The organism is Paenibacillus mangrovi, assembly GCF_022898935.1.
GTDB lineage: Bacteria > Bacillota > Bacilli > Paenibacillales > Paenibacillaceae > Paenibacillus_AQ > Paenibacillus_AQ mangrovi.
The window spans coordinates 182,134-205,395 of record NZ_JALIRP010000001.1 but is presented as its reverse complement, the minus strand read 5'-3'; the positions used below and the strand labels follow the sequence as shown (position 1 = coordinate 205,395).

The following is a 23,262-nucleotide window of genomic DNA, read 5'->3' as shown; positions in this document are numbered from 1 at the left end:
GAATATCATGTTCAAATCAATGGCAGCAGAATAGTAACGATGGTCCCTCTACCTAACTTGCTATCAATCTCCAGTCCGTACGGGCGACCATAATTAAGCTCAATTCGTTGTAAAACATTATGTACACCTAACCCGCTAAAATTCCCACGCTGGTGTTTTCCCCCCTCCTGCAGCAATCCCCTAACTTGCTCGTCTGTCATTCCTATACCGTAATCAGTGATCGTAAAGCATACTCCAAGGTCGTGCCGAACCGCCTTCACCTCAATAAGTTCGTTCTCATTTTGCTGATCAAGTCCATGAAAAATGGCATTCTCAAGAATCGGTTGAAGCAGCATTTTGGGCATGCTGTAATTCAAAAGCGTATCATCAATATCAAACTGGATATTAAGCTTGCCTCCATATCGAACCTGCATAATATGCATGTATGACTCAAGTACTTTGATCTCCTTGCCAATCGGTGCTAGTGAATTGGGTTCACGGAATACATGAGTCAAAAGGGACGATAGGCTGTCAATAATTTTGCGGATATTGTCTGTCTTGGCGATCATGGCCATAAGGCGAACAGAATTCAGTGTATTCGACAAGAAATGTGGATTAATTTGTGACTGTAAAGCTTCGATTTCAGCCTGACTGCGTGCTCGTTCCTTCGAATCACGTTCCTCCATAAGATCTCTGATCTGAGAAACCATACGATTGAAGGAATAGCCTAGTCGCTTAATCTCACCTCTTCCGTCTGCCTCTACCTCTGTTAGAAAATCACCTTTCTCCACCTGCCTCATAGCTCTAATGAGGTTCTGCAGCGGCTTAAGTATGTCTCGAAAAAACCAAAGTAGAAATAATAGAAAAAAAGCGAAACTACAGGCGATGAAAATGGTGGATATTTTTAAGAATTGATCTGCGTCCCTTGTAACAATACTCTCATCTAAAATATTGACGATATTCCAATCTGTGTTCTCAATCGAATACAGCTTAAGAAGCTTATTCTCTCCGTTTATCTTAATATGCGAGTATTCATCATCATGATCTTGAGATTGCTTCTGCAACGTATTGGATAGTTCCATTATTATTTCAGGATCTAACTTAGCATGATTGTTCTGATTCACAATTTGATTGCCGTTTCGATCAATAATGAATTGTTCAATTTCAGGATTAGAATGAATGAAACCTGGAAGAGAGGCGTGGGTCGTTAAATATATCATCTCAACCTCAGTTTCCAAAGATTGATCCGGGTGAAGTAAAAAGGTAAACATGTCCTGTTTATTTGAAGTAATACCGCTCAAGTTGTCAACAATGACTGTTGTTCCATTGCTACTCCTCATTGCTGCTTGATACCATGGAAGATTGCGAATGGAGGAATCGGAAATCGTTGGCGGATTCTTAAAATAATAGTATCCCCCATCCTTCAAAGTAAAAATAACGCTTACAATTTCATTGCTATAATTCGAGATAATATTTAAGTGTGCATCGATCTCACGTGCAAGTTGAATTTTTTCTACTGAAGTTGTAGATTTACCCCACTCAGAGACGGCATCCAATATCATATGGTCATTCACATTAGCGATGGTGGCAATGGTAAGTGAGGCTCGTTTCAGCTCAGCGTTCATGTTATTAGATGCTATATCCAGCTGCTGGTTAATCTGATCCATTGATCTTTGAATTAACGAGGTTGAATAATATTTATAAAATATTGTGATGAATAAGATGAATGGAACAATGATAATCAAGATAAAGGTTCTAATAAAATGCTTGGTAATCCCTTTTTCTCTATGTTTAAACATGGATACCCTCCATACTTGGATTGTCAGTTATTAATCAAGTCAGACAAAATTAATTCAGCAAAAATAAGAGAAAAGGATATTTTAATGACGTTTCTTGTCGTTATATGATATTTCTTCTTTATTAACTCAAATTTTCCTTCCAGTATAATAATCTTCTGTTTCAGATAAAGCGTCAAGCGATACTATCACAAGGACTAAGACTAGCACATATTCGTATGAAGGCGATTCGCTGTTCCGCTTTATGCTGTATTTTCAATCGAACCTGTAGATTAATAAAGTAAAGCCGCCTATTGCGCTCCGAATGCACAATAGACGGCTTTTTAACGATGAACAATTTTGTTACTGGACTCTATATCCACGCTTTCGGGAAATCGCCTCTGTCGCAAGAAACAACAATCCTCCCAGAAGTGAAACGATGGTTGCAAACAAGTACATTCTAGCTCCCCCGTACAAGTCGGCCAGTTTCCCGCCCACTACACCGCCGGTCATGCCGGCCAAGCCCAGATACACCATGCTTAGTAATGAAAAACCGGTCGCTCCTAGCTGCGGAGGAAGAATCCGTGCAACGTAATGCATGGCAGTAATCCAGAAGACGGCAAAGGTGATGGCAGCCCCAGCTTGAAGCGCCAACAGCACCCACGGATCGTCCGATACATAGTACATAAACCAGCGAAGCGAGTATATTATACCGACAATACCAATTAGCACATATTCATGAATCCGGTGTAAATACTTGCCCAGCAAGGCGAATACGGGAATTTCGACGGCGGCGGCCAGAGCCCAAGCCCATCCAACCATGGCATCGGAGGCGCCCAATTCCTTCATGTACAAACTGAGCATCACATCATTCATGCGGTGGGGTACCGAAATAATGAACACTAAAAACAGAAACCATAGGAATGATTTGTTCGTGAACAGTTCTTTTAAGGTTGCCAGAGTCATGCCTTCCCCTTCAGCCGGTTCGTCGCGCAGAAGTATTAACAGCAGGAACGGCACAACCCAGACGGCCCAAAGCAAATAAGGCAATTTATTAATACCACCCAGAACGGCCAGAAGCAGGCCTCCAGACAAGGATATTATGGTATAGCCCATAGAGCCAAATAGTCGCAGCGAGCCGTAGGACTTCCCTCTGCGCGCCGCTGACTGGACAGAGATACTGTCGAGCAATGGCATGGTAGGCTGATAGAAGAAGTAAAACGCTAATACGAAGCAAAGCGTCAGTGTATAGTTGCCCCCAGAGTTAAACAATATTACACTGCTAATAATCGCCAAAATCCATAACCAAAAAATAAATTTCTTCACTGTCTGCATCCGGTCGCTCACATACCCCCAGAACGGCTGGATCATACTTGCTATAAACGGTCCGATCATCATAAGAAAGCCGATTTGTGAAGAAGAATATCCTAAGTTTGCAAAGTATAGTGGCAAAAATGGCGAAAGCACAGCCAAAATAGCATACTGCCAGAAATTCATTCCACGAAGGATCAACATTTGTCTATCTTTTCGTGCTGCATCTGTTTTTTTCATTGTCAAAATTGATCTCTCCGCTTCAATACTATAATACAGACATTAACGTCTATTTTTATCAAAAAATCAAACTAGTGTTTATGATATCTCAGTTACCTACCCGCTTCAAGACATCTTTGTCTGATTTCCGCTACGATTTTGAATAATTGAGCACACTTTAACTAATGACTGTACGGATCAAGGCAGCAGGCCTCCATATTTTGGAGTTCTACTGCTTTCGATTTTGTGGATCTCACGTTCGTTGACCGAGACGGGGGAATTAAAGCGGAGATTCTCCAGTAGTGCCCGATGCAATAGCATCGGGCTTATTTTCATTTAAATGAACACCCACCACCATTCGTCTTTTTAGTATGGACTTATCTATTTTTACAGACTATAATAACAATTGCATCATAAAAGACGAACATTAAGGCGGTAAAAATGGATAAATATAAGGAAATTTTTCAAGGCACTGCTTTTTCCAGCAAATCCCCAAAAGAAATCCAAATATTAAAGGACCATCTTTTTTGTATCAATAGGGACGGGATGATCGAAAAAATCGTTGCACCGGAAGATCCCGACTTTCAACCTTTGCTAGATGCATATCAAGGCACAAACAACTTTCATCCATTAGCTGAAGGTCAGTATTTCTTGCCTGGTTTTGTCGACTTGCATGTTCATGCGCCGCAGTGGGCTCAATCTGGAACCGCATTAGACATTCCACTCTATGATTGGTTAAATACGTATACCTTCCCGCTTGAGTCTAAATTCTCGGATCTACATTTTGCAGAAAAGGTCTACGATGATGTGGTCAGCACCTTACTCGCCAACGGAACGACGACAGCACTTTATTTTGCAACTGTACATAAAGAAGCAAGCTTATTATTAGCTGAAATATGTGCTGAAAGAGGCCAACGTGGATTAGTTGGGAAAGTGGTCATGGATGATCCGCAGCAAAATCCGGAAAACTATCGCGACATGGACACGCATACGGCACTTGCAGATACGGAAGAATTTATTTTAGCGGTACAGGAATTATCCAAAACCACGAAACAAGGCGTTTATCCGGTAGTGACACCAAGATTCATTCCAAGCTGTACAGATAATGCTTTAAAAGGTTTAGGAGAGCTGGCAGCTAAATATGATACGTATGTTCAATCCCACTGTAGTGAAAGTGACTGGGCACACGGTTATGTAAAGAATCGATTCCAGAAGAACGATGCCTTTGCCTTGCATGATTTCGGTCTATTGCGTGAAAAATCGGTAATGGCCCATTGTAATTTCCTGGATGATGAAGATGCGGATTTATTCGCTGGAACAGGAACAGCTATTGCTCATTGTCCGATATCAAACGCGTATTTTGCCAATAGTGTCATTCCAATCGCTCATTTCCATTCCAAAGGTGTCGAGATTGGTTTAGGATCAGATATTTCCGGAGGTTTTTCACCTAGTCTATTCGATAACATCAGACAAGCTGTCATATCCTCCAGAATGCTCGAAGATGGTGTTAATGCCTCCCTTCCTACCAAAGATCGTGGCGTACAAGGTTCACGCATTACCATTCATGAAGCATTCTATCTTGCTACGGCAGGTGGCGGAGAAAGCTTAAGCTTACCCATCGGTCGTATTCAAGAAAACTGTGCATGGGATGTGCAAATCATCGATACGAAGTTACCATCCGCCAAATTGCCCATATTCGATGAGAATGAAGATTTACATGATGTTTTCCAAAAAATGATGTACCTTGTAAGGCCTGAACATATCCGTGAAGTCTGGGTACAGGGTGAACAAGTTCATTCACGTTAAGAATAGAAAAAACTAAAAAACTCGAGGTGCGCATCTGAGAATGAAAACACAAGCAGACAAGCAGGATCAAGCTCAAATGAAGTCACAACAATTAACGGTCTTACCTGATGAGAAAATTTCATTCGGTAGATCCGCCATTCTAGGTCTACAACATGTATTAGCCATGGACGTCTATGTGGTGCCTTTCCTTATTGCGATGTTAATCGGTTTATCAGCAGATCAATCAAACGCTTTGATTCAAGCTACATTTATTGCTGCCGGGCTTGCAACGATTGTGCAAACCTATTTCTGCATGAAGCTGCCTATCGCCCAAGGTCCTTCATATATTCCGCTGGGGGCCATCGTTACGATTTATGCAGCTAGCGGCGGAGGGGAATTAGGATGGAGTTCCGTGCTGGGTGCCAGTTTAATTGGCGCAATCTTCGTTATTATTTTGGGCTACACTGGCGTTTTCAATAAAATTGTTAAATCGTTTATCCCACCCATTGTAGGGGGTACAATCATCTTCATCGTAGGTCTGTCTTTATTACCGGTTGCGATCAGAGACAATATTTATGCCGCCACCGACGCTACAATCAATCAAAACGTAATACTAGCCCTTATTTCCGGTGCTGTACTCATGATTTTTGTCATCCTAGGTTCTGTGCTCCGTAAAAAGGGATCTCTATTCCGAATTATGTCTGTGTTGATCGCATTAATCGCCGGATGTATTGCTGCAAATGTTATGGGTATCTTGGATTTCACGACTGTAGAAAACGCCAAATGGTTTAGTATGCCTCAGGTCCCTTTTGCTGATTTCGGCTTTTCTTTTAACTTATCTGCCATTATTACGATGATTATTATTTATCTTGTCCTACTGGCTGAAACAACAGGTACGTGGTTTGCCGTGAGCAACGTCATCGATAAACCGTTAACCGATAAAAATATTAACCGAGGTGTTATTGGAGAAGGAATTGGCTGTCTTATTTCGTCTCTTGTCGGTTCAACCCCTGTGACAGGCTATTCCACAAATGCAGGTATTATTTCCATCACAGGCATTGCGAGCCGCCGAGTTTTTCTTGCCGCGGGAGTATGGTTTATCATTTTCGGCTTTTCCAGCAAATTAGCTGCTTTGATCTCTTCGATTCCAACCGCGGTCATCGGCGGCGTATTCGCCATCATCTGCGGTATCATCGCCATTAACGGTATACAAGTAATGAAAAATGAAACCATTGGCGAGAAAGAGATGTATATTGTTGCCATACCGATGATTATCACCTTAGCGGTCGTGCTTATTCCTAAAGATTACCTGAATTCTTTACCTACTTTCGTGCAATATTTGCTCGGTTCGCCTATTTTAGCAGCTTCCGTTGCAGCGATTGCATTGAACAAAATTTTGCCGAGAAGTAAATAGTTTAAGTTTATAAAGATTCTAAACGACAACTGCCCCAAAGGGAGCATACATTGCATCCTTTTAGGGCAGTTTTATGTTTCATAGAATATTTATTTTCATGGTTGAACCATGGCATCATGAGTTGCTCGTATGTCTCTCTTTTGTAGCGTGCAAAACACAGGAAAAACCAAAGAGAATGCAATCGAGACCAATACAGCCAGTATACCTGCCAATTCAAGTGTCATCATTACAGATACGAGGTACCAAATCGGTGTGAACAAAATGAAGCCCGGTGCAGCAAATAAAACCGAAATCCATGTCCATGCACCTTCTCGCATGATAAGAGACATATTTAATCCAAATAAGCTGAATATGAACGGCCAAGTGAATAAATAACTGCCGCCCGGCAGATAAATTGTCGTCCCTACGCAAAGGAGCAGCCATAGTAACAATGCCCCGATCCAGACATTCTCCGCACGAATATAACATGATAACCATCGGATGAGCAAAAAGATCATGATGAATGAAAGCACTAACAGTCCGATTAGATAGTAAATGCTGACCTGAGGATCTTTTAGTATCAGTACGAGTTGCGTCTTAGACACATTAGACTTCAATATACTCCATAGAAGGGTGACCACACCAAATAGAACCCCTGAACAAAGCAAAGTAATTAGGAAGCCTCCAGCCAATCCCTTCAAACTCATTCTTCGCCGATATATCCCGTGACACAAGGTTGCAACAAATAACAACACTCCAAAAAGCGTAAACCAATTCACCCAAGAAAGCGGATAACTTACCATTTTCCACCCAAATACGTTAAAATACACGCGATCCTCCTGCTTCACTTCGTCCAATTCCAAATTTCCAAAATGTCGAGTTAAGCTCAGCATGTATTCCCCTTGATGCTGCAAACTGCTTGGATCTAAATTCTCCGGGGTATCCATAGGTTTATGATAGGAATTATATCCCATAGCAAAGGCAAAGTTCAGTCCGACTAACTTCTTCTCACGAAATATCGTTAGATCTGTATCATTGGGCATTAATTTATACACATTGTAGATCAGCGAGTACGCAATTGGATAAGGGGCCGCCTTCATAAATTCTTTTATGATCCACCCATTCTGATCGCTTGTTTCGAACATAAAGGACGGACCTTTGTTCCCACGGGCTTCAAAATTGAAAACCAGCCCTACATCTTTGGCCCACGGATGCTCAGTCATAAAGGCCTTTGCCCCAAGCAACCCCTCTTCCTCGCCATCTGTCATAAGTAAAATGAGATCGTTCTTCAATGGACCAGATGCTTGTATCGCACGTATCGTCTCGAGCATAGCGGCAATCCCTACACCATCATCTGCGGCACCTGGACCATTCGGTGTAGAATCATAATGCGCTGCAAGCATAATTGCTTTACTGTTGTCTGTACCCGGAATACGCGTAATGATATTCTCGATCGTCCCTGATACCTCGCTAAATTTGGAGGATACGTCGGAAGTCACGTGAGCTTTTTGAATTTCTGGACTTAATCCTAAGCTCACAAGTTCAGACATGAGATAATCTCGTACTTGATCATGTGCAGGTGTCCCAAGGGGATGCGGTTCCTTCGCAATTACTTTCAACTTCTCCATCGCACGCGCGGAAGAGAACACATCCAGAGGTGCGCTCGAATCAACGGCACGAGGTGCTTGAATTTGCAACAAACCGATAAGGATGGATCCAATAATTACAATGGGTACAATCGCATACTTTATCCATTTGACTAGTCCTTTATTTGTTTGATGCTTATTTGTGATTGCAGGTAAGGAAAGTTGATCGCTCACAATACACGCTCCTAAACTTAATTGGCATATAATGCTGTCAACCGCCGAATCGACACCCATAATGTACCATCTGAGGGATTGTTAAGAACCATTCGGTAGTCCAGTCTTCGGACTAGACTTTGGTCCAGTAAGATGGTGAGAGTAAGAAAATAATATAGGACAGGCACCTTGGTCAGAGTCCGGCCAAATGTGATCCGCCTAATAAACTGTAGATTCTAAGCATAAAAAAACAGGCCTATAAATTACTCGTGAGTAATTTATAGGCCTGTTTTTTAAGTGATGCGGTCGAGAGGACTCGAACCTCCACGGGGGGTTAGCCCACACGGACCTGAACCGTGCGCGTCTGCCAATTCCGCCACGACCGCATATCGGTCATTGTCTTTCGCGATTTGTTTGTTTCGCGGCGACAAGATAGATCTTACCATGACAAGCCAATTATCGTCAAGTATTTTCACAAAAAAATTTAGAAGATAAAGATAAAGTTCGTTTCGCACCAAATTCAGCAACTCAATTCATCAAATTAAGCACCAAAAAAAGAACGGCTTTGGCCCGCTTGATCTGCATTTATATAACAGCTTACGGGCCACCCCGTTCATTATATATTTATATAAACTAGGACTGGATGACGACTGTTTTTTCCTGCCCGGTTAATGCGACAACTTCCTCCTTGTGCTTAAATGACACAGAATCCCCTTCAAGCAAGGTATAACTTGTCTCGCTGCGCCCCATGCAGACCTTCAGCAGTTGTCCTTGATACATCACCCGGAAGCTGCAGCTCTCCCACTGTGCCGGAAGCGCAGGGCTAAAGCTGAGCGAACCGTCCGTCAGGCGCATGCCGGCAAAGCCGTTGACGATGGACATCCAGGAGCCTGCCATAGCGGCGGTATGCAAACCGTCCTTGGCGTTCCGATTAATGTCGTCCAGATCCATCCGTACGGTCCGGTCGAAATAAGCGTATGCCCCTTCCAGATCGCCGATCTCAGCAGAAACGATGCTGTGGATGCATGGGGATAGTGACGAATCATGGGTAGTCAGCGGTTCGTAGTACTGGTAGTTACGAATCTTCTCTTCCAGCGTAAACTTCTCGCTGAGTAGGAACAGAGCCATCACCGTGTCCGCCTGCTTGAGCACCTGATGCCGGTAAATCACGAGCGGGTGGTAGTGAAGCAGCAGCGGATACTTGTCTTCCGGCGTGTTCTCGAAATCCCATTTTTTCTTGGATAAAAAGGTATCGTCCTGCGCGTAAATCCCGAGCTGTTCATCGTACGGAACAAACATACGGGAGGCCGCTTCACGCCAGTCTTCAATTTCCTCTTCTGTCAGTCCAATCGCCTTCCGAATTCGTTCATACGCTTCTGGATAGTCCCAGTGCAGCAGTTGCGCCGTTTCCCAAGCGTAATTCAGCTGGCTCTGCACCATGAGGTTCGTATACGTATTGTTGTTAACGATCGCCGTATATTCATCTGGTCCTGTTACATCGTCGATGCAGAAGGCACCGCCTTTTGCTTCGTTATAGTGGCCAAGATCAACCCAGAAGCGGGAGGTCTCAAACAGGATTTCGGCCCCCTTGTTGACTAGAAACTCCTCGTCACCGGTCGCCTGTACATATTGCTTGATCGCATAGGCGACATCCGCATTGATGTGCATCTGGGCCGTTCCTGCCGGGAAGTAAGCTGAATTCTCCTCACCATCAATCGTTCGCCACGGATACAGCGCCCCCTTCTGGGACATGACTTCCGCACGGCTACGTGCCTTATCCAGGGTGGCATACCGAAAATCCATAAGCGCACGGGCAATGTCAGGCTGCGTGTAGGTGAAGAATGGCATCATATACATTTCCGTATCCCAGAAATAATGCCCCTCATACCCTTCGCCGGTTAAGCCTTTTGCGCCGATGTTCGTTTTGCCGTCCCGTCCTACCGATTGCAGCAGCTGGAACGCATTAAAGCGTATCCCCTGCTGAAGTGCAGGGTCGCCTTCAATCTCCACGTCAGCATGCTGCCAAAAGGACTCCAGGTAGGCTTCTTGACCGCTCAGGAGCTTATTAAAACCAAGACCGGAGGCCATATGATGCGTCTCAGCAGTCTGCTTCTCGAGCTCCTGTCCTGCTTCATTTTTGGATGTGTGGTATGAAATAAACTTGGTCAGGGTGACTTTTTCGCCCGGGGCCAGTTTCAAAGTAAACTCCGTGCCGATTTTCTCTCCATCCTTCGTATTCACGGATTCAAAAGCAGTCGTACCGGCAAGCTGGTGGCTGATCGCAGTAAGCAGCTTAAAGCCGGTATGCCGCGTATGCTGCTTCAACACAGCCAGCTCCCCCTGATGTTCCAACTGTTCCAGGATCAGGCTGGGCTCCCCGCCGCCGGAACCAAGACGCGGATCATCCGTAACTTCCGCTTCGGCGATCTTCCCGTCCATAAAGGAATGAAAGCTTATGTCCCCAGTATAATTGATAGACTCGATTTCAACCTGGATCGCGGCGAGATGCTTATACTCCAGGGAAACGATCCGGTGGAAGTTCAGTCGCACATGCCCACCGGAAGGGGATTCCCACTCGACCTGGCGCCATAGGAAGCCCCGCGTCATATCGAGCTCCCGCTTGAATGAAATCACCCGGCCGGTATTCAGATGAAACGGATCTTCCCCAACCGATAGTTCAATGCACTGGGCATTGGTCACATTCAGCATGGATTGGTTCCGGGACGGATACCCGTAAGCTCCTTCCGGATACACAATTGGTTTGGCATCGTAAAACCCGTTAACGTAATTGCCCGTTACCGAATTTCCTTTTACACCATGATAGCCTTCCTCAAAATTGCCCCGCATCCCGATATATCCGTTGCCGAGCGCAAAGACGCTTTCGCTTCTTTGATTGTTTTCATCATCATAGGCTTCCTCAGCCAGGCTCCACGCCCGGTAAGGGTATAGTGCCTCTGGACGCACGTATGCTTTCATTTTCATCTGTTTAAGTCCTCCTATCCACTAAAGGGCACTTTCTATTGTGTATGGTTTTAACCTTTGACCGAACCGCCCATCAAGCCTCTGACAAAATACTTTTGCAGCAGGAAGAAAATCGCAAGCGGCATCAGCATGGAAATAAATGCTGCTGACGTCAGCAAATGCCAATCGTTTCCGCGTGAACCGACGAGATCGGCGATCTTCATGGACATGACCTGAACATTCGGCTGGTTGCCGATAAATATCAGAGATACCAGGTAATCATTCCACACCCACAGGAACTGGAATATTCCGATGGATGCCAGCGCCGGAACGGACAGCGGTAGAATCAGTCTGCTGAAAATCGTAAAATGGCTCGCCCCGTCCATAAAGGCGGATTCAAACAAATCCTTCGGCAGTTGGCTGATAAAGTTATACATAAAATAAGTCACCAGCGGCAGGCCAAATGCAGAGTGCGCCAGCCAAATACCGAGATAGCTCCCGTTCAGGCCGAGCGCGGTGAAATCCTTAAGCACCGGAATCAGCGCCACCTGCAAGGGTACGACCAGCATGGCAATAATAACGACGAACATTGTTTTTCTTCCCGGAAAACGCAGCCACGCAAACGCATAAGCAGCAAAAGAAGCGATCAGAATCGGAATGACCGTGGCCGGAATGGCAATCGTCAGCGTATTCCAGAAGGCTTGCGAGAGGCCAGTGCCCTTTTCCTTCTTTTCGCTGCCATCAGGTTCTTTCAGGGTGTACTCTTTACCGGAGATGACGTTTTTGTAGTTGTCAAGCGTTAGCTTGGAGCTGGCGACCCAACCCTGTTTTTGCACACTGATCTCCCGGTTTCTGCGGTTCTCCCAGATCAGCCGTTCATCCCCTGCCTTTACGCCGGCTTTCAACTGATCATCGGTATAGGTCTTGCCATTCACTTCGATCGGACCGCGCAAATCCACATCTTTAGACAGCTTGATGGTATCCGACGACTTCCATTCCTGATGAGGGAACACTTTCCACCAGCCGGTTTGAAGAATATCCGCAGCAGGTCTGAAGGACGACACCAGCAGGCCCACGGTTGGAATCAGCCAAATGAAGCAGATGAAACCGAGAACCAGATTGACAATCCACTTCTTCCCTTTTCTCTTCTTTCTTCCGGCCATTTAGAATCCCCCCTGTTTGCGGATTTGACGAAGATTGAAATAGATAACAGGCAGGACCGCAATCAGCAGTACGATCGCCAGCGTGGAACCGTACCCGAAGTTGCGGTACATGAAGAACTGGCGGTAGAACTGTGTCGCGACAACTTCGGTGTCATATTGACCGCCGGTCATGACCATGACGACGTCGAATATTTTTAGCGTAAATACAATAATCGTCGTGGTAACGGTCAGCAGTGTCGTGGAGATAAACGGAATAATGATCCGGAAAAAGATTCGGATTTCTCCCGCCCCGTCAACGCGTGCCGCTTCAAGGATATCCTCCGGAACCCCCTTGATCGCGGCCGAGAAAATAACCATCGCAAAGCCCGTCTGCATCCAGACCAGGATCACGATGAGAAAGAAGTTATTCCACGGCTGCAGCATGGTCACCCACGCCTGCGGCTCGCCGCCAAACGCAATGACAATTGCATTCAGCAGGCCGATCTGCTCGGTTCCAGGCTGATAGTAGTACACAAACTTCCAAATGACGCCTGCCGCTACAAAGGAAATGGCCATCGGCATGAAGATGATGGATTTTGCGATCCGCTCATAACTGCTCCGGTCTGCAAGGATGGCAATCAGCAGCCCGAGAGCCACGCAAGCCAGTGTACCGACGAATACCCACAGCAGGTTATTGCGCAAAGCAGTCGCGAGCAGCCGGTCGCTGAAAATTGCCAGATAGTTACCCAGACCGACGAACTTATCAGAAGATGCATTAAAAAAACTCAGGTATAATGTCCGCAGCGCCGGCAGTACCAGCAGCCAGCCCAAGAGTAGGACAGCGGGACCAATAAAAATATATGGAAGAATATTCCTGCCAATCCGTTCCGGAAACTGCTCCACGGCCTTGCTGAATGAAAAATATAGAAAATAGACACCGACGACGCCCCAGATCACCGCAGCCAAAGCGGTCACCAGCGGGTTCAGCGTTGATTCCTTGAAGAACATGAAGATGACGCCATGAACGAAAAGGTTACACAACAGCACGACGAGCAAGAACAGCACCGCTTTGAAGTTGGATTTGGTTTTGGCTTGTGCATCCATAGATAATCCCCTCCCCTCCAATATCTGAAAAAAGGGGCAGCGCTTGTTCATGAAACTGCCCCTCTCCAGCCTATAAAATCAAATCATCCTAAACGGTTAGTTATCCCAGCCCTTTTGAATCTGCTTCAGAGCCTCATCCAGATTCACCGTTCCGCTGACATAATCGGTCATGCCTTTCCAGAAAGAGCCTGCACCGACCTTGCCTGGCATCAGGTCAGAACCGTCAAAGCGGAGCGTTGTCGCATCCTGAACCAGCTTCGCCATCCGCTTGTCAGATTCGGAAGTGTACCAGTCAAGCGAAGCGTCATTCATTGGAGCGATCACGCCGCCGGATTGCACCCATTTCTTAATCGATTCGCCTGTGGTGAAGAATTCCATGACTGCACGCACTTCAGGACGGTCATTGAACATGGCGTAAATATCGCCGGCTACGAGTACAGGTTTGCCATACTTCTCATCGATCGACGGCAGGTAGAACCAGTCATAATCCTGATCCACTTTGGCCGTTTCAGGGAAGAAGCTTGTAATAAAGTTGCCTGTCAGGTTAAACCATGCTTTTGGCGGGTTTTCGAACATTGGTTTTGGCGCATCGCCAAAGGAAGTTGTCACGATCGATTTGGTGCCGCCGTATACATAATCTTTGTTCATCCAGATCTTGGACATGATTTCAACCGCATTTTTCACTTCAGGCGATGTAAAAGGAAGCTCGCCTTTGACCCATTTGTCATAGTTTTCAGGCGATGTGGTGCGCAGCATGATGTTTTCCACCCAGTCGGTTGCAGGCCAGCCTGTTGCCGCGCCGCTCTCGATGCCAATTGCCCAGGCAGGATCGCCGTCCTTGGCGATTTGCTCGGTCAAGGCCATCATTTCATCCCAGGTTTGAGGCACTTTATAGCCTGCTTCGTCAAACTGCTTCTTCGGATACCACACCAAGCTCTTCACGTTGCTGCGGTTCCAGATGCCGGCCATGATCTTGCCGTCTTTCCCGTCCATGGTGCCCATGTCCAGCCAGCTTTGGTTGTAATTTTTCTTCAGCTTATCCTGGTCGAGAATCTTTGTCAGATCGACCACCTTGCCCGTTTTGGCAATGGCAGCAAGTAACCCCGGCTGTGGGAAATCGGCGATATCCGGCGCATTGCCACCGTCTACACGAACGTTGATCGTGGCTTCGAATTCCTTGGAGCCCTCATACTGAATATCGATACCTGTTTTGTCCTCGAATTCCTTAATGCTGTCCTCGAATTTCTTCTGGTCGACATCTACAAAGGGCCCGAACATGGTTACTTTCGTGCCTTTATACTTGCCCTGCATCGCCAGCTCCAGCGGAGAACCCGAATTCTCCTCCGCCGGCGTTGTGGTCGTCGTGGTCGTTTCCTTATTGTCGCCGCCGGAGGCAGCTGGCTCTTTCGTAGGCCCTGCATCACCCGATCCGCCACAGGCGCTCAGCATCATGGTCAAGGACAGGCAAAGCGAGAGCAGTATCGAAGTTCTGGCTTTCCGTGCTTTAGTCATACAACATACATCCCCTTTTTATAGTTTTAAAGAAAAACGTCTATCAGCATACTCTTGATGTAGACAGACCGCGTACAGCGGAAGGTTTTTCTTGCGACATCAGGATGCTAAGCCGCCATGTGTATATCTTCTGACATCTAAAAAAGTTCTTCCTAGTCCCAATGCGTTCAAGCAGCCTGTTACAGCCGGTGTGCGGATCACCTCCTTGCAGAATCAAGGCATTAGACAAACTATAGCGCTTTCATAGTTTTGGGCGGTGTGGCCGCTACGGTACGGATCGTTCTTCCGATCGCTGCCGCTTCGAAAGAATCGATTCCGTTCCCTTCGCGACTTTTCGCTCAAACATAAAAGTCGGACAAATCCTGAAAAGCTTTTCAAAATTCACGAAATCAGGACCTCATCTTTGACGTGTAGACTCCCTGACAATCAATTTATGCTCCATTTTCTCCCTCAGAACCCGGACTGTACCTGTCGTAACCAATTCATGCAGCTTTTCCGCTGCGCGGTATCCCATGTCATACATCGGCTGGGCAACTGTCGTCAGCTTCGGAATGAACATATTCGCGATCCGCAGATTATCGAATCCAACCACCGATACCTGGCCGGGAACCAGAATGCTGCGGTCCTTCAGATAAGAAATCACCCCCATGGCGAATTCATCGGCAACACAAAACACAGCTGTAATCTCGGGATAATCCGTAAACAACTCGTGGGCTGCGTGGTAAGCATGCTCGAACCGATGCGTGGCGCATCTGATTTTTTCCACATTATGTTCTAGTCCCGCTTCATTCAGAGCTCTAATAAACCCTTGATATCGTGGCGGTCCGGAAATCGAATTCTCATGGTTAAAGCCGATCATTCCTATATCCCGGTGGCCGAGCTCGATCAGAAATTTTACCGCATCATAAGCTGCTTCCTCGTCATCAACCTCTACGCTTGGCACCTCGTACTCATCGGAGTGCGTCGACAGAAGCACGAACGGTATTCTGCAGCGGACCAGCTTCTCGTAGTATTCGGGAAACATGACATCACTTGCAAAAACAATGCCGTCCACCTGCTTCTCATGGAAAGCATCGATGTACGAAAGAAGCCTGTTCTTGTCTCTGTCCGTATTGCAAATCATCAAACTGTAACCCAGCTTAATGCATGCATCCTGCATACCCCGGATAATTCCCGTGTAGTAAAAGTTCTCGATGTCCGGAATCAGCAGGCCGAGCGTAAATGATTTCTTGTAAATCAAACCGCGTGCAAACGAGTTAGGCTGGTACTGAAGCTTCTCAATCGCCTCCAAAACGCGTACTCTTTTACTCTCGACGACCGACTCCGGCGCATTCATAACCCGGGAGACGGTGCTGATGGACACCTCCGCCATTTTGGCAACATCTCTAATTGTTGGCTTCATCATTAAAACTTCCTTTTCAAGAAAACCTTTTCAAGGCGATTATAACAAGCGGATTTTCAATTGGCAAGTTTTTTTTGTAAAGCGCTTTCATTAGGAATAAAAAAGAAGCTGTCTCCCCTTACTATCGGGAAATCAGCTTCTTGATTGTGCAGCGCTTACGCTTGTGCTTCATTTGTCGGTGGCGTAAACGTACGCTTAGCCAGCTCGGAATCGAGCATATAGAAAGCATTACTGTCATTATCAATGCGGCGCAGCTTCTGAATGATGCTATCGAAGGTTGCTTCCTCTTCTACTTGCTCATCAATGAACCACTTTAGGAAATTAATCGTCGCATGCTCCCGCTCATCTAGCGCGATGTCGGACAATTCATAGATCCGCTTGGTTACCGTTTTCTCATGCTCGAAGGAATGATCGAAAGCGTCCAGCAAAGAGCTGTATTCATTCTGAGGATTCTCCATGCCGCTGACTACGGCGCGTTTCCCTAGTGCATTTATAAAATGGAAAATTTTCATCCCATGAAATTTCTCTTCTTCCGACTGCATGATGAAAAAATTCGCAAATCCATCAAAGCTCTCTGACGAACAATACGCCGCCATAGCCAGATACACCTGAGCAGAATAAAATTCATAGTTCATTTGATCATTCAATTTCGCGAGCAGTTTCTCACTTAACATCGGATCACTCTCCCTTATTTACTAGTCTAGATGAAAGGTTTCGTCACAGCATGATGCGTACGATATCCAACTGTTAACGTTGTTAGCCTGTACCATCTGGTTTCCTTCTATTCTTACTTATTCATTACCCCTCCGCCACATCTGCCCTCAGATCACTTGCGACTTCAAGCATCTTGGGAATGACAGCTTCATTCGTACCGGATACGTAAAGATCTCCCTGATAGAGCCGAAACGGAATCTGTGTATCGCCATAGCTCCACATAAAAAAGTCTCCCTCAATGGACATTGTGGTTTGACCTTTTACAGTAAACACAGTTGTATAAGTAAAATCAGGCTTGGACGCAAAATACAGTTTGCACTCTTCCAAGGATATCGTTTGCGGCGAGTTGTCTTCTTCCTGAAATGCTCTTGTAATTCGATAGCGTTGACTCATGGTATTTCTCCCATCTTTTTTTGTTAAATTAATCTGCGGCCTTTGCATATAGTATATGAATTCATCACTTCATGCAAAGGTAGGGAATTATGAATTTGATTTAGTTCATTTTAAAAACATAAAAAAGCCCCTAACTAACAAATGTCATTAAGTTAAGGCACAGGGCCAAAAAATAAAGAAAACTATATAGTGCCAAAACCATCCCCGAATCATTAGTTGAACACGTTGAAGGGTTAACTATATGTGCTTCCTGGCCATTTTGGATACGACTATGCCTAAAGGCTAAAGCTTGCGACAACATAACATCAATCTTTTTCATAGCATGCGCGATCACTCACTGGGCGTATGTTCGTGTTTTTGATCAAGGGTTCCTTCGTAGGTAGTCAAGGTGAGCTGCCTGTCGGCGTGCTGTTTTAACAGACGGTCCATTGCACTTTATCAACTGGGTAGCTGCTTGTGTTGACAGTAATGATATGCCCGGTTGAGCTAAGCTTTAGCGGGTCTGTAGGTTACCAAGAGGGAACCAACCTTAAGTGTTTTGACGTCCACGAGATGGAATTCCTTCTGCTCCTTAAGATTGTCAAACAAATGCTCACCTACGTTGACCACAACCGGGTGCATGACTATCTGATATTCGTCAATAAGATTTGCGTTTGCAAGTGATCGCACGAGTGTTGGACTACCGAAAATAACAATGTCGCCACCGTCACTATTTTTTAGGTCCTTAATTTGCTCTTCTATATTACTGCCGGTCAATTGTTTTGGAGCTTCAAATTCTCCCCATTGTAGCTTGTCGAGCGGGCGGGCGCTTGTTACAACTAGTTTGTGGGCGTTGTTTATCTTATCACCCAGGCTTGAACCTCCATCGTCCCGTTTAGACCCTCGAATAGTCGGCCACTTTCTAGAGAGGTCTTCGTAGGTTCCGCGGCCAAGCAAAATGGTATCAGCTGTCTCGAAAATATTTAATAGATACTGAGAACCTTCCTCAATGCCAGCGCTATTTCTCCAGACCCCCCAGTTGGTTTTGTCCTCGCTTGGGTCGCCAGTGACAACTCCATTAAAAGTACTGTGAATGAATAGAATGATTTTACGCATGAACTATCGTCCTTTCTATCTTTGATAATCGTAATTTTGTTTCTCATTTATTTAGACGAAATTAGATTACGATATTCATCGGTGTATTTGTGCAGGAAGCCCAAATCGGGAAAATAATTTTGTATTAATGAAATTTTGGACGTGGTATATTTGCTTGTCCTTTATTTCAATAATGTGAATACCCCAGGGTACCAAGTAGGAGTCTTCACCGCTTGGCACATACTGTGCGAAAGCAGGATAACCCCCATTTGCCGTAATCGGCAAAAACCGGGAGCCCTCACAATGCCAGCGTGTAAGCGCAAAAAACTTGAACAAATCGTCTTTGCCGCGTACCCACATTGCGAAAGGCGGCATTGACAGACGGCCTTCCTCATGAAATTTTGGAGGACCATTCGAATACATCCTTCAAAATAAGAACCGCACGTTGACGGGGGGGAAGATCTGTAAGAGTGTAATAAAACAGAGTTTAAGGGTATCTTTGCGAATGAAAATATCTTCCGGACTCCCCGAGAAATCAGGGGCAGGCCAAATCCAAGCTGAGTCAGGAAACTTTTCGCGGAGTTCGACGATGAGTACTGCTGGGTCGGATAGGTCAACGGGACGCGTGCGGCGTTTGGCTTGTCTTAGCTTGTCCAGGCATAAGTTTGATGCAATACGATAAACCCATGTTTTGAATGAGGAATCCTGCCTGAATGAATGCCAACTTTGCCAAACACGAATAAAGGTTTCCTGAACAGCATCGTCTGCGTCATCGATGGATCCTAGCATTCTGTAACAGAACGATGTTAACTCAGGCTTTAAGTTCTCAAATAACTGAAGCTCTAATGCTGTTTCGTTCATCTTGGCCTCCTTTTGACGGGCGAAACACCCTTTTCACACACGCCACAGAACCGATCGTCTCCATTTTATAAGCCACTTATTCGTCTTTAATAAAATGAGAAAGCACTACCTGAATAATGGGGGGGGAAACTTCCTCACGCATCTCTGAATATAACGGTAGCTTCGTCTACAGAGTAGCATAATTCGGTTCCCATGAACATTTTTTAAGCGGATATTCCATCCGCTTTGTTTGCTGTACGCTTTTTCCTTACTTGCACAAAAAAACAAACGGCACAGGGCTTTTTCCCATGCCGTTTTGGATTCCATTTTATTCCCTGTGGTGTCTCTGGGCTTAACTTAATGACATTGCCTAACTAACGGGGGCTTTCAGGTATACTAAGCTGATTAAGATACCGTCGCTCTACGAAGCAGGACGTAGGATAGCAGCGCATAAATGATGCTCAGGGGCGCCAACCAGATGAACAGCTCCATGTAGTGATGGGCAATCCAGCTAAACAGGTCTCCCCAGAGGCTGTAGTACGTTAATGCCATCGATACAATGCTGGATATTAAGAATAAAGCGAGAAAAAACACGGTCATTCCTGTTTTTCTATACCGGCGGTAAATGCTCGAAATGATGAATCCCAGAAAAAACACGTGTACCATCACGACAAAGTAGATTCCAAAGCGCGCAAGCGGTGAAATATGATTCATGAACGGAATGTTGAAAAAATACAGATTAACACCCCAAGAATCAGTCATTTTTTCCATAATTGATAGCAGGAATAAAATAACCGCTGACCCCGCGCTGACAAGCAGCCCCATCACAATTGTACCAACGAAGTAATCCGTTCTCCGTATGTTCATCCCGAGCGCAAACGGAAAGGTTTGCCCCTGGATGATCAAGGTGCAAACAAATATCCAAACAAAAATGGAGAGAATCCCCCCTGTATAGATATTTTCTTGACCACCCGCCAAAAAACCTATAATCAGGTTCACTGCAAAGCTGAACAGTAAAATCATCCATGGCGTATAGATCCAGATCCACCTGTCACGCCAATGCATTTTCATAATGCTTGCTGTCCGGTTCATCCGATTTCAGCCACCTTTCCATTCGTTTTGCCATTTGTTAAATGAATAATCAGCTGTTGCAGGGACACGGGTGCAAGCTCTATGCCCTGTGCTTCCGCCTGCCTTCTTGCCGAGTTTTCCAAATGCCCAAGAACCGTCGCAGACATGAGACCACCAACCGACTCCTGCTGAATGATCTTTTTGTCTGCCGCAAAGGCGCTGACATTCGCTGACGAACCTACAGCCGTGTAGGCTTTTCCCCTGAGGTCATCGGCTTCTTCGTCGATCAGGATCTTTCCGTTATCAATAACAAATACATGCTCCAGTATATTGCTTACCTCGTCGATCAAATGCGTGGATAGAATGACCGTCCGCGGATGCTCCGCGTAATCTTCAATCAGTCTTTCATAGAACAGGTTTCTCGCAACCGCGTCCAGCCCCAAATAAGGCTCATCAAAAATCGTGAGCGGTGCACGGCTGGCCAGGCCAATGACCACTCCAACAGATGAAAGCATCCCTCTGGACAGCTTTTTCATTCTTCTTTTCACAGGAAGCCGGAATTCCTGGATCAGCTGCTCGGCAAAATCCTTATCCCAATTCGGATAAATGGATGCAGCCACTTCCATAACATCGATGATTCTAAAGCTTTCCGGATACTTTTGACTTTCTTTGATAAAACACATACGTCTCAGCACCCGGTTATTTTCGTAAGGATTCTCTCCGAAAACCTTCAGCTCACCGCTGGTGGGAAAGAGCTGGGCTGTAATCATATGCATGATGGTTGTTTTGCCAGCACCGTTTCTTCCAAGCAAACCATAGATCTTATCCTGCTCAACAACGAAACTGACATCATTCACAACTGTATCCTTGCCATATGTTTTATTCAGCCGGTGCACTTCGATTACAGTGTTCATTACAGATCATCCCCTCTCTTAACCATGTTGGTTAATTGATCTATTGTAATACCAAGCTTCTTCGCCTCGTGGATCATCGTGATGACATACTGCTCATAAAAAAGTTCCTTACGCTTCTCGATCAATGTTTCTCTTGCCCCCGACGTTACAAACATGCCGATCCCTCTTTTCTTGTACAGAATGCCTTGATCCACCAAAAGATTGACTCCCTTCGCAGCGGTCGCAGGATTAATCTGATAAAAGGATGCAAACTGGTTTGTCGAAGGGACCTGCGACTCTTCTGGCAGCCCACCTCCGATGATGTCGTCTTCGATCTTTTCCGCGATTTGTATAAATATTGGTCGGCCGTCATCTGTTATAGGCCCCATATGTCTCCACCACCTAACCGGTTAATTACTCAACTAACTAACATCAATATATGCGATAAGGGATTAAATGTCAATTGATTTTCAATTTTTTCTTGAAATTTAGGCAATGGACAAAGAAAAAGGACAGTACCTCAGTCGAAACGACTTGGGTACTGCCCTTTAACATGTATTTATGATGGTGCTTTCCGCACATCAGCTATTGTTTAGGCTTTACTGAACGATAATAACTTCAGCCTTGGTGATGCCAGGCAGCGAAGCTGTCATGATTGGAGAATGATAAGCAACGATTTTGGTACCTTCTTTTAGAGTTGCATCTCCGCCTTGAAGCGAAATCACGGTGGTGTCTTTGGAGATGTTCAAGATCACATCATTGTCCTTGGATTGGTCGGAGCCCACATTCACATATACCTGATCTTTCGAATCACGGTCAGAAGCGGCAACGGTGCCTTCGATTTTTACGCTCTCAGCTTTTTTGACAACCAGCTTATCAGCATGTGTTTGCGGAGGGTAGATCGCGGTCATGACTTGAGGATAGTAGGCGTCCACATGAGCAGCTTCCTTCAGTGCATCCTTGGTCAATGCTTGGCCGTTTTCATCCACGATTTGCGTTTTATCGTCGATCGACAGGATGACGTAATTTACTCCGCCCTTCTCCGTAGGCTGACCGATGACCGTGATTTTGTTATCTGCTGCATTCGTAATGATACCTGCCGTGCCGGGAGCCTGTTCTACGTCCTCTGTATTCACGACAACATAATTGGTAGTCGATTGTGGAGGCAAGCTCATGGTAACGGCAGGACCATAGAACGCTTTAATGCTCATACCCTTTTGAATCGCTCCGGCTTCAATAGATTTTCCATTTTGATCCAGTATTTGAGCTTTGTCAGCAAAATGTAGAACAACGGAATCATCATATCCAGAATACATATTTTTACCTGTAACAAGTATTCCGTCATCCATCATTTCGGTAACGGTGCCATTTATCCCGGATAAGGATTGATCCTGTACAACAAGTGTAAGAGCGGTTCCGTGTGCCGGAATGCTTTTCGTGATATTTGGTCCGTAAAAGGCTTTGACCGTCTTATGCTCGTCCATGATAGTTTTCAAAGGTACTGTTTTACCTCTGGCATCTACGATTTTTGTATTTTTGGTAATCTCCAGAATGATTTCGCTCTGATCCGTCGGAGCAAGACCACGGCCAGTTACCGTAATAAATTTACCTGATTTATCGTTTACGAAATTTGTAATTTGCCCCATGGTGCCAGGCACTACTTTAACCTGATTCACATTTTGTGTTGCTACCGGCATAGCTACTGGCTGAATATCTTGCGCGCTGGCTCCTACCGGAACAGCTGCCATGGCCATAAGAGATGCCGTTGCCAGAACTTTGTACATTTTTTTCATTTGTGCTACCTCCATTTGTAAGTGTGTAGTTCCATTCCAGCATTTTTCGAGAATGCTGCATGATGCCATATTGTTGATGGATCATCTTACCTTTTCATAGTT

At 45.4% G+C, this 23,262-nt stretch carries 18 protein-coding genes and 1 tRNA gene; 2 read left to right on the top strand and 17 right to left on the bottom strand.

Features of this window, described 5'->3' with window-relative positions; genetic code table 11:
• Positions 1-11: 11 nt before the first annotated feature.
• Positions 12-1,778, bottom strand: a complete 1,767-nt coding sequence (locus MUG84_RS00920; RefSeq protein WP_244717873.1) for a cache domain-containing sensor histidine kinase — start codon at positions 1,776-1,778, stop codon at positions 12-14.
• A gap of 339 nt (positions 1,779-2,117) precedes the next feature.
• The gene (locus MUG84_RS00915; protein ID WP_244720856.1) at positions 2,118-3,305 is read right to left on the bottom strand and encodes an MFS transporter; all 1,188 of its coding nucleotides are present in this window, start codon (positions 3,303-3,305) and stop codon (positions 2,118-2,120) included.
• Positions 3,306-3,725: 420 nt separating this feature from the next.
• On the opposite strand from MUG84_RS00915, the gene guaD reads away from it, so the two are divergent.
• On the top strand, positions 3,726-5,090 hold the full coding sequence (guaD, locus tag MUG84_RS00910) for a guanine deaminase (RefSeq protein WP_244717870.1): 1,365 nt from the start codon (positions 3,726-3,728) through the stop codon (positions 5,088-5,090).
• 40 nt (positions 5,091-5,130) lie between these two features.
• Entirely contained in the window at positions 5,131-6,483 is a 1,353-nt protein-coding gene (locus MUG84_RS00905) for a uracil-xanthine permease family protein (protein ID WP_244717867.1), read from the top strand.
• Between the two features lie 95 nt (positions 6,484-6,578).
• Here the strand turns inward: MUG84_RS00905 and MUG84_RS00900 are convergent, their stop codons facing one another.
• The 15 genes from MUG84_RS00900 to MUG84_RS00830 form a co-directional block, all read right to left on the bottom strand.
• Positions 6,579-8,282, bottom strand: a complete 1,704-nt coding sequence (locus tag MUG84_RS00900) for a M20/M25/M40 family metallo-hydrolase (protein ID WP_244717862.1) — start codon at positions 8,280-8,282, stop codon at positions 6,579-6,581.
• A gap of 280 nt (positions 8,283-8,562) precedes the next feature.
• Positions 8,563-8,647: transfer RNA gene (locus MUG84_RS00895), tRNA-Leu, on the bottom strand.
• Between the two features lie 247 nt (positions 8,648-8,894).
• The gene (locus tag MUG84_RS00890; protein WP_244717857.1) at positions 8,895-11,243 is read right to left on the bottom strand and encodes a glycoside hydrolase family 65 protein; all 2,349 of its coding nucleotides are present in this window, start codon (positions 11,241-11,243) and stop codon (positions 8,895-8,897) included.
• Between the two features lie 50 nt (positions 11,244-11,293).
• On the bottom strand, positions 11,294-12,385 hold the full coding sequence (locus MUG84_RS00885; protein WP_244717854.1) for a carbohydrate ABC transporter permease: 1,092 nt from the start codon (positions 12,383-12,385) through the stop codon (positions 11,294-11,296).
• A complete protein-coding gene (locus tag MUG84_RS00880) occupies positions 12,386-13,468 on the bottom strand; it encodes a carbohydrate ABC transporter permease (RefSeq protein ID WP_244717851.1) in 1,083 nt (360 codons plus the stop codon). It abuts the gene before it with no gap.
• A 96-nt stretch (positions 13,469-13,564) separates the two neighbouring features.
• Positions 13,565-14,980, bottom strand: a complete 1,416-nt coding sequence (locus MUG84_RS00875; RefSeq protein WP_244717847.1) for an ABC transporter substrate-binding protein — start codon at positions 14,978-14,980, stop codon at positions 13,565-13,567.
• A gap of 397 nt (positions 14,981-15,377) precedes the next feature.
• Entirely contained in the window at positions 15,378-16,385 is a 1,008-nt protein-coding gene (locus MUG84_RS00870; protein WP_342346082.1) for a LacI family DNA-binding transcriptional regulator, read from the bottom strand.
• Positions 16,386-16,537: 152 nt separating this feature from the next.
• The gene (locus MUG84_RS00865) at positions 16,538-17,056 is read right to left on the bottom strand and encodes a ferritin (RefSeq protein WP_244717844.1); all 519 of its coding nucleotides are present in this window, start codon (positions 17,054-17,056) and stop codon (positions 16,538-16,540) included.
• Between the two features lie 124 nt (positions 17,057-17,180).
• A complete protein-coding gene (locus tag MUG84_RS00860; RefSeq protein ID WP_244717841.1) occupies positions 17,181-17,489 on the bottom strand; it encodes a hypothetical protein in 309 nt (102 codons plus the stop codon).
• Between the two features lie 486 nt (positions 17,490-17,975).
• Positions 17,976-18,584: a dihydrofolate reductase family protein gene (locus MUG84_RS00855; protein ID WP_244717838.1), complete on the bottom strand. Its 609-nt coding sequence runs from the start codon at positions 18,582-18,584 to the stop codon at positions 17,976-17,978.
• A gap of 405 nt (positions 18,585-18,989) precedes the next feature.
• Positions 18,990-19,424 (bottom strand): sigma-70 family RNA polymerase sigma factor, encoded by a 435-nt coding sequence (locus tag MUG84_RS00850; protein WP_244717835.1) that lies wholly within the window; start codon positions 19,422-19,424, stop codon positions 18,990-18,992.
• Positions 19,425-19,808: 384 nt separating this feature from the next.
• Positions 19,809-20,495 carry a hypothetical protein gene (locus MUG84_RS00845; RefSeq protein ID WP_244717832.1) on the bottom strand — a complete coding sequence of 229 codons (687 nt, stop codon included), beginning with the start codon at positions 20,493-20,495 and terminating at the stop codon, positions 19,809-19,811.
• The gene (locus tag MUG84_RS00840; protein ID WP_244717829.1) at positions 20,492-21,388 is read right to left on the bottom strand and encodes an ABC transporter ATP-binding protein; all 897 of its coding nucleotides are present in this window, start codon (positions 21,386-21,388) and stop codon (positions 20,492-20,494) included. The genes MUG84_RS00845 and MUG84_RS00840 overlap by 4 nt, the downstream gene beginning before the upstream one ends.
• Positions 21,388-21,756, bottom strand: a complete 369-nt coding sequence (locus tag MUG84_RS00835; protein WP_244717826.1) for a GntR family transcriptional regulator — start codon at positions 21,754-21,756, stop codon at positions 21,388-21,390. Before MUG84_RS00835 ends, MUG84_RS00840 begins: the two co-directional genes overlap by 1 nt.
• 210 nt (positions 21,757-21,966) lie before the next feature.
• On the bottom strand, positions 21,967-23,160 hold the full coding sequence (locus tag MUG84_RS00830; protein WP_244717806.1) for a peptidase: 1,194 nt from the start codon (positions 23,158-23,160) through the stop codon (positions 21,967-21,969).
• Between the last annotated feature and the right edge of the window lie 102 nt (positions 23,161-23,262).

Bases quoted from the DNA above. Each gene is read 5' to 3' on its own strand.
- MUG84_RS00885 (WP_244717854.1), bottom strand. From the start codon at position 12,385: ATGGCCGGAAGAAAGAAGAGAAAAGGGAAGAAGTGGATTGTCAATCTG.
- MUG84_RS00905 (WP_244717867.1), top strand. From the start codon at position 5,131: ATGAAAACACAAGCAGACAAGCAGGATCAAGCTCAAATGAAGTCACAA.
- MUG84_RS00870 (WP_342346082.1), bottom strand. From the start codon at position 16,385: ATGATGAAGCCAACAATTAGAGATGTTGCCAAAATGGCGGAGGTGTCC.
- MUG84_RS00865 (WP_244717844.1), bottom strand. From the start codon at position 17,056: ATGTTAAGTGAGAAACTGCTCGCGAAATTGAATGATCAAATGAACTAT.
- MUG84_RS00840 (WP_244717829.1), bottom strand. From the start codon at position 21,388: ATGAACACTGTAATCGAAGTGCACCGGCTGAATAAAACATATGGCAAG.
- MUG84_RS00860 (WP_244717841.1), bottom strand. From the start codon at position 17,489: ATGAGTCAACGCTATCGAATTACAAGAGCATTTCAGGAAGAAGACAAC.
- MUG84_RS00850 (WP_244717835.1), bottom strand. From the start codon at position 19,424: ATGAACGAAACAGCATTAGAGCTTCAGTTATTTGAGAACTTAAAGCCT.
- MUG84_RS00845 (WP_244717832.1), bottom strand. From the start codon at position 20,495: ATGAACCGGACAGCAAGCATTATGAAAATGCATTGGCGTGACAGGTGG.
- MUG84_RS00880 (WP_244717851.1), bottom strand. From the start codon at position 13,468: ATGGATGCACAAGCCAAAACCAAATCCAACTTCAAAGCGGTGCTGTTC.
- MUG84_RS00890 (WP_244717857.1), bottom strand. From the start codon at position 11,243: ATGAAAATGAAAGCATACGTGCGTCCAGAGGCACTATACCCTTACCGG.
- MUG84_RS00915 (WP_244720856.1), bottom strand. From the start codon at position 3,305: ATGAAAAAAACAGATGCAGCACGAAAAGATAGACAAATGTTGATCCTT.
- MUG84_RS00835 (WP_244717826.1), bottom strand. From the start codon at position 21,756: ATGGGGCCTATAACAGATGACGGCCGACCAATATTTATACAAATCGCG.
- guaD (WP_244717870.1), top strand. From the start codon at position 3,726: ATGGATAAATATAAGGAAATTTTTCAAGGCACTGCTTTTTCCAGCAAA.
- MUG84_RS00875 (WP_244717847.1), bottom strand. From the start codon at position 14,980: ATGACTAAAGCACGGAAAGCCAGAACTTCGATACTGCTCTCGCTTTGC.
- MUG84_RS00830 (WP_244717806.1), bottom strand. From the start codon at position 23,160: ATGAAAAAAATGTACAAAGTTCTGGCAACGGCATCTCTTATGGCCATG.
- MUG84_RS00920 (WP_244717873.1), bottom strand. From the start codon at position 1,778: ATGTTTAAACATAGAGAAAAAGGGATTACCAAGCATTTTATTAGAACC.
- MUG84_RS00855 (WP_244717838.1), bottom strand. From the start codon at position 18,584: ATGCGTAAAATCATTCTATTCATTCACAGTACTTTTAATGGAGTTGTC.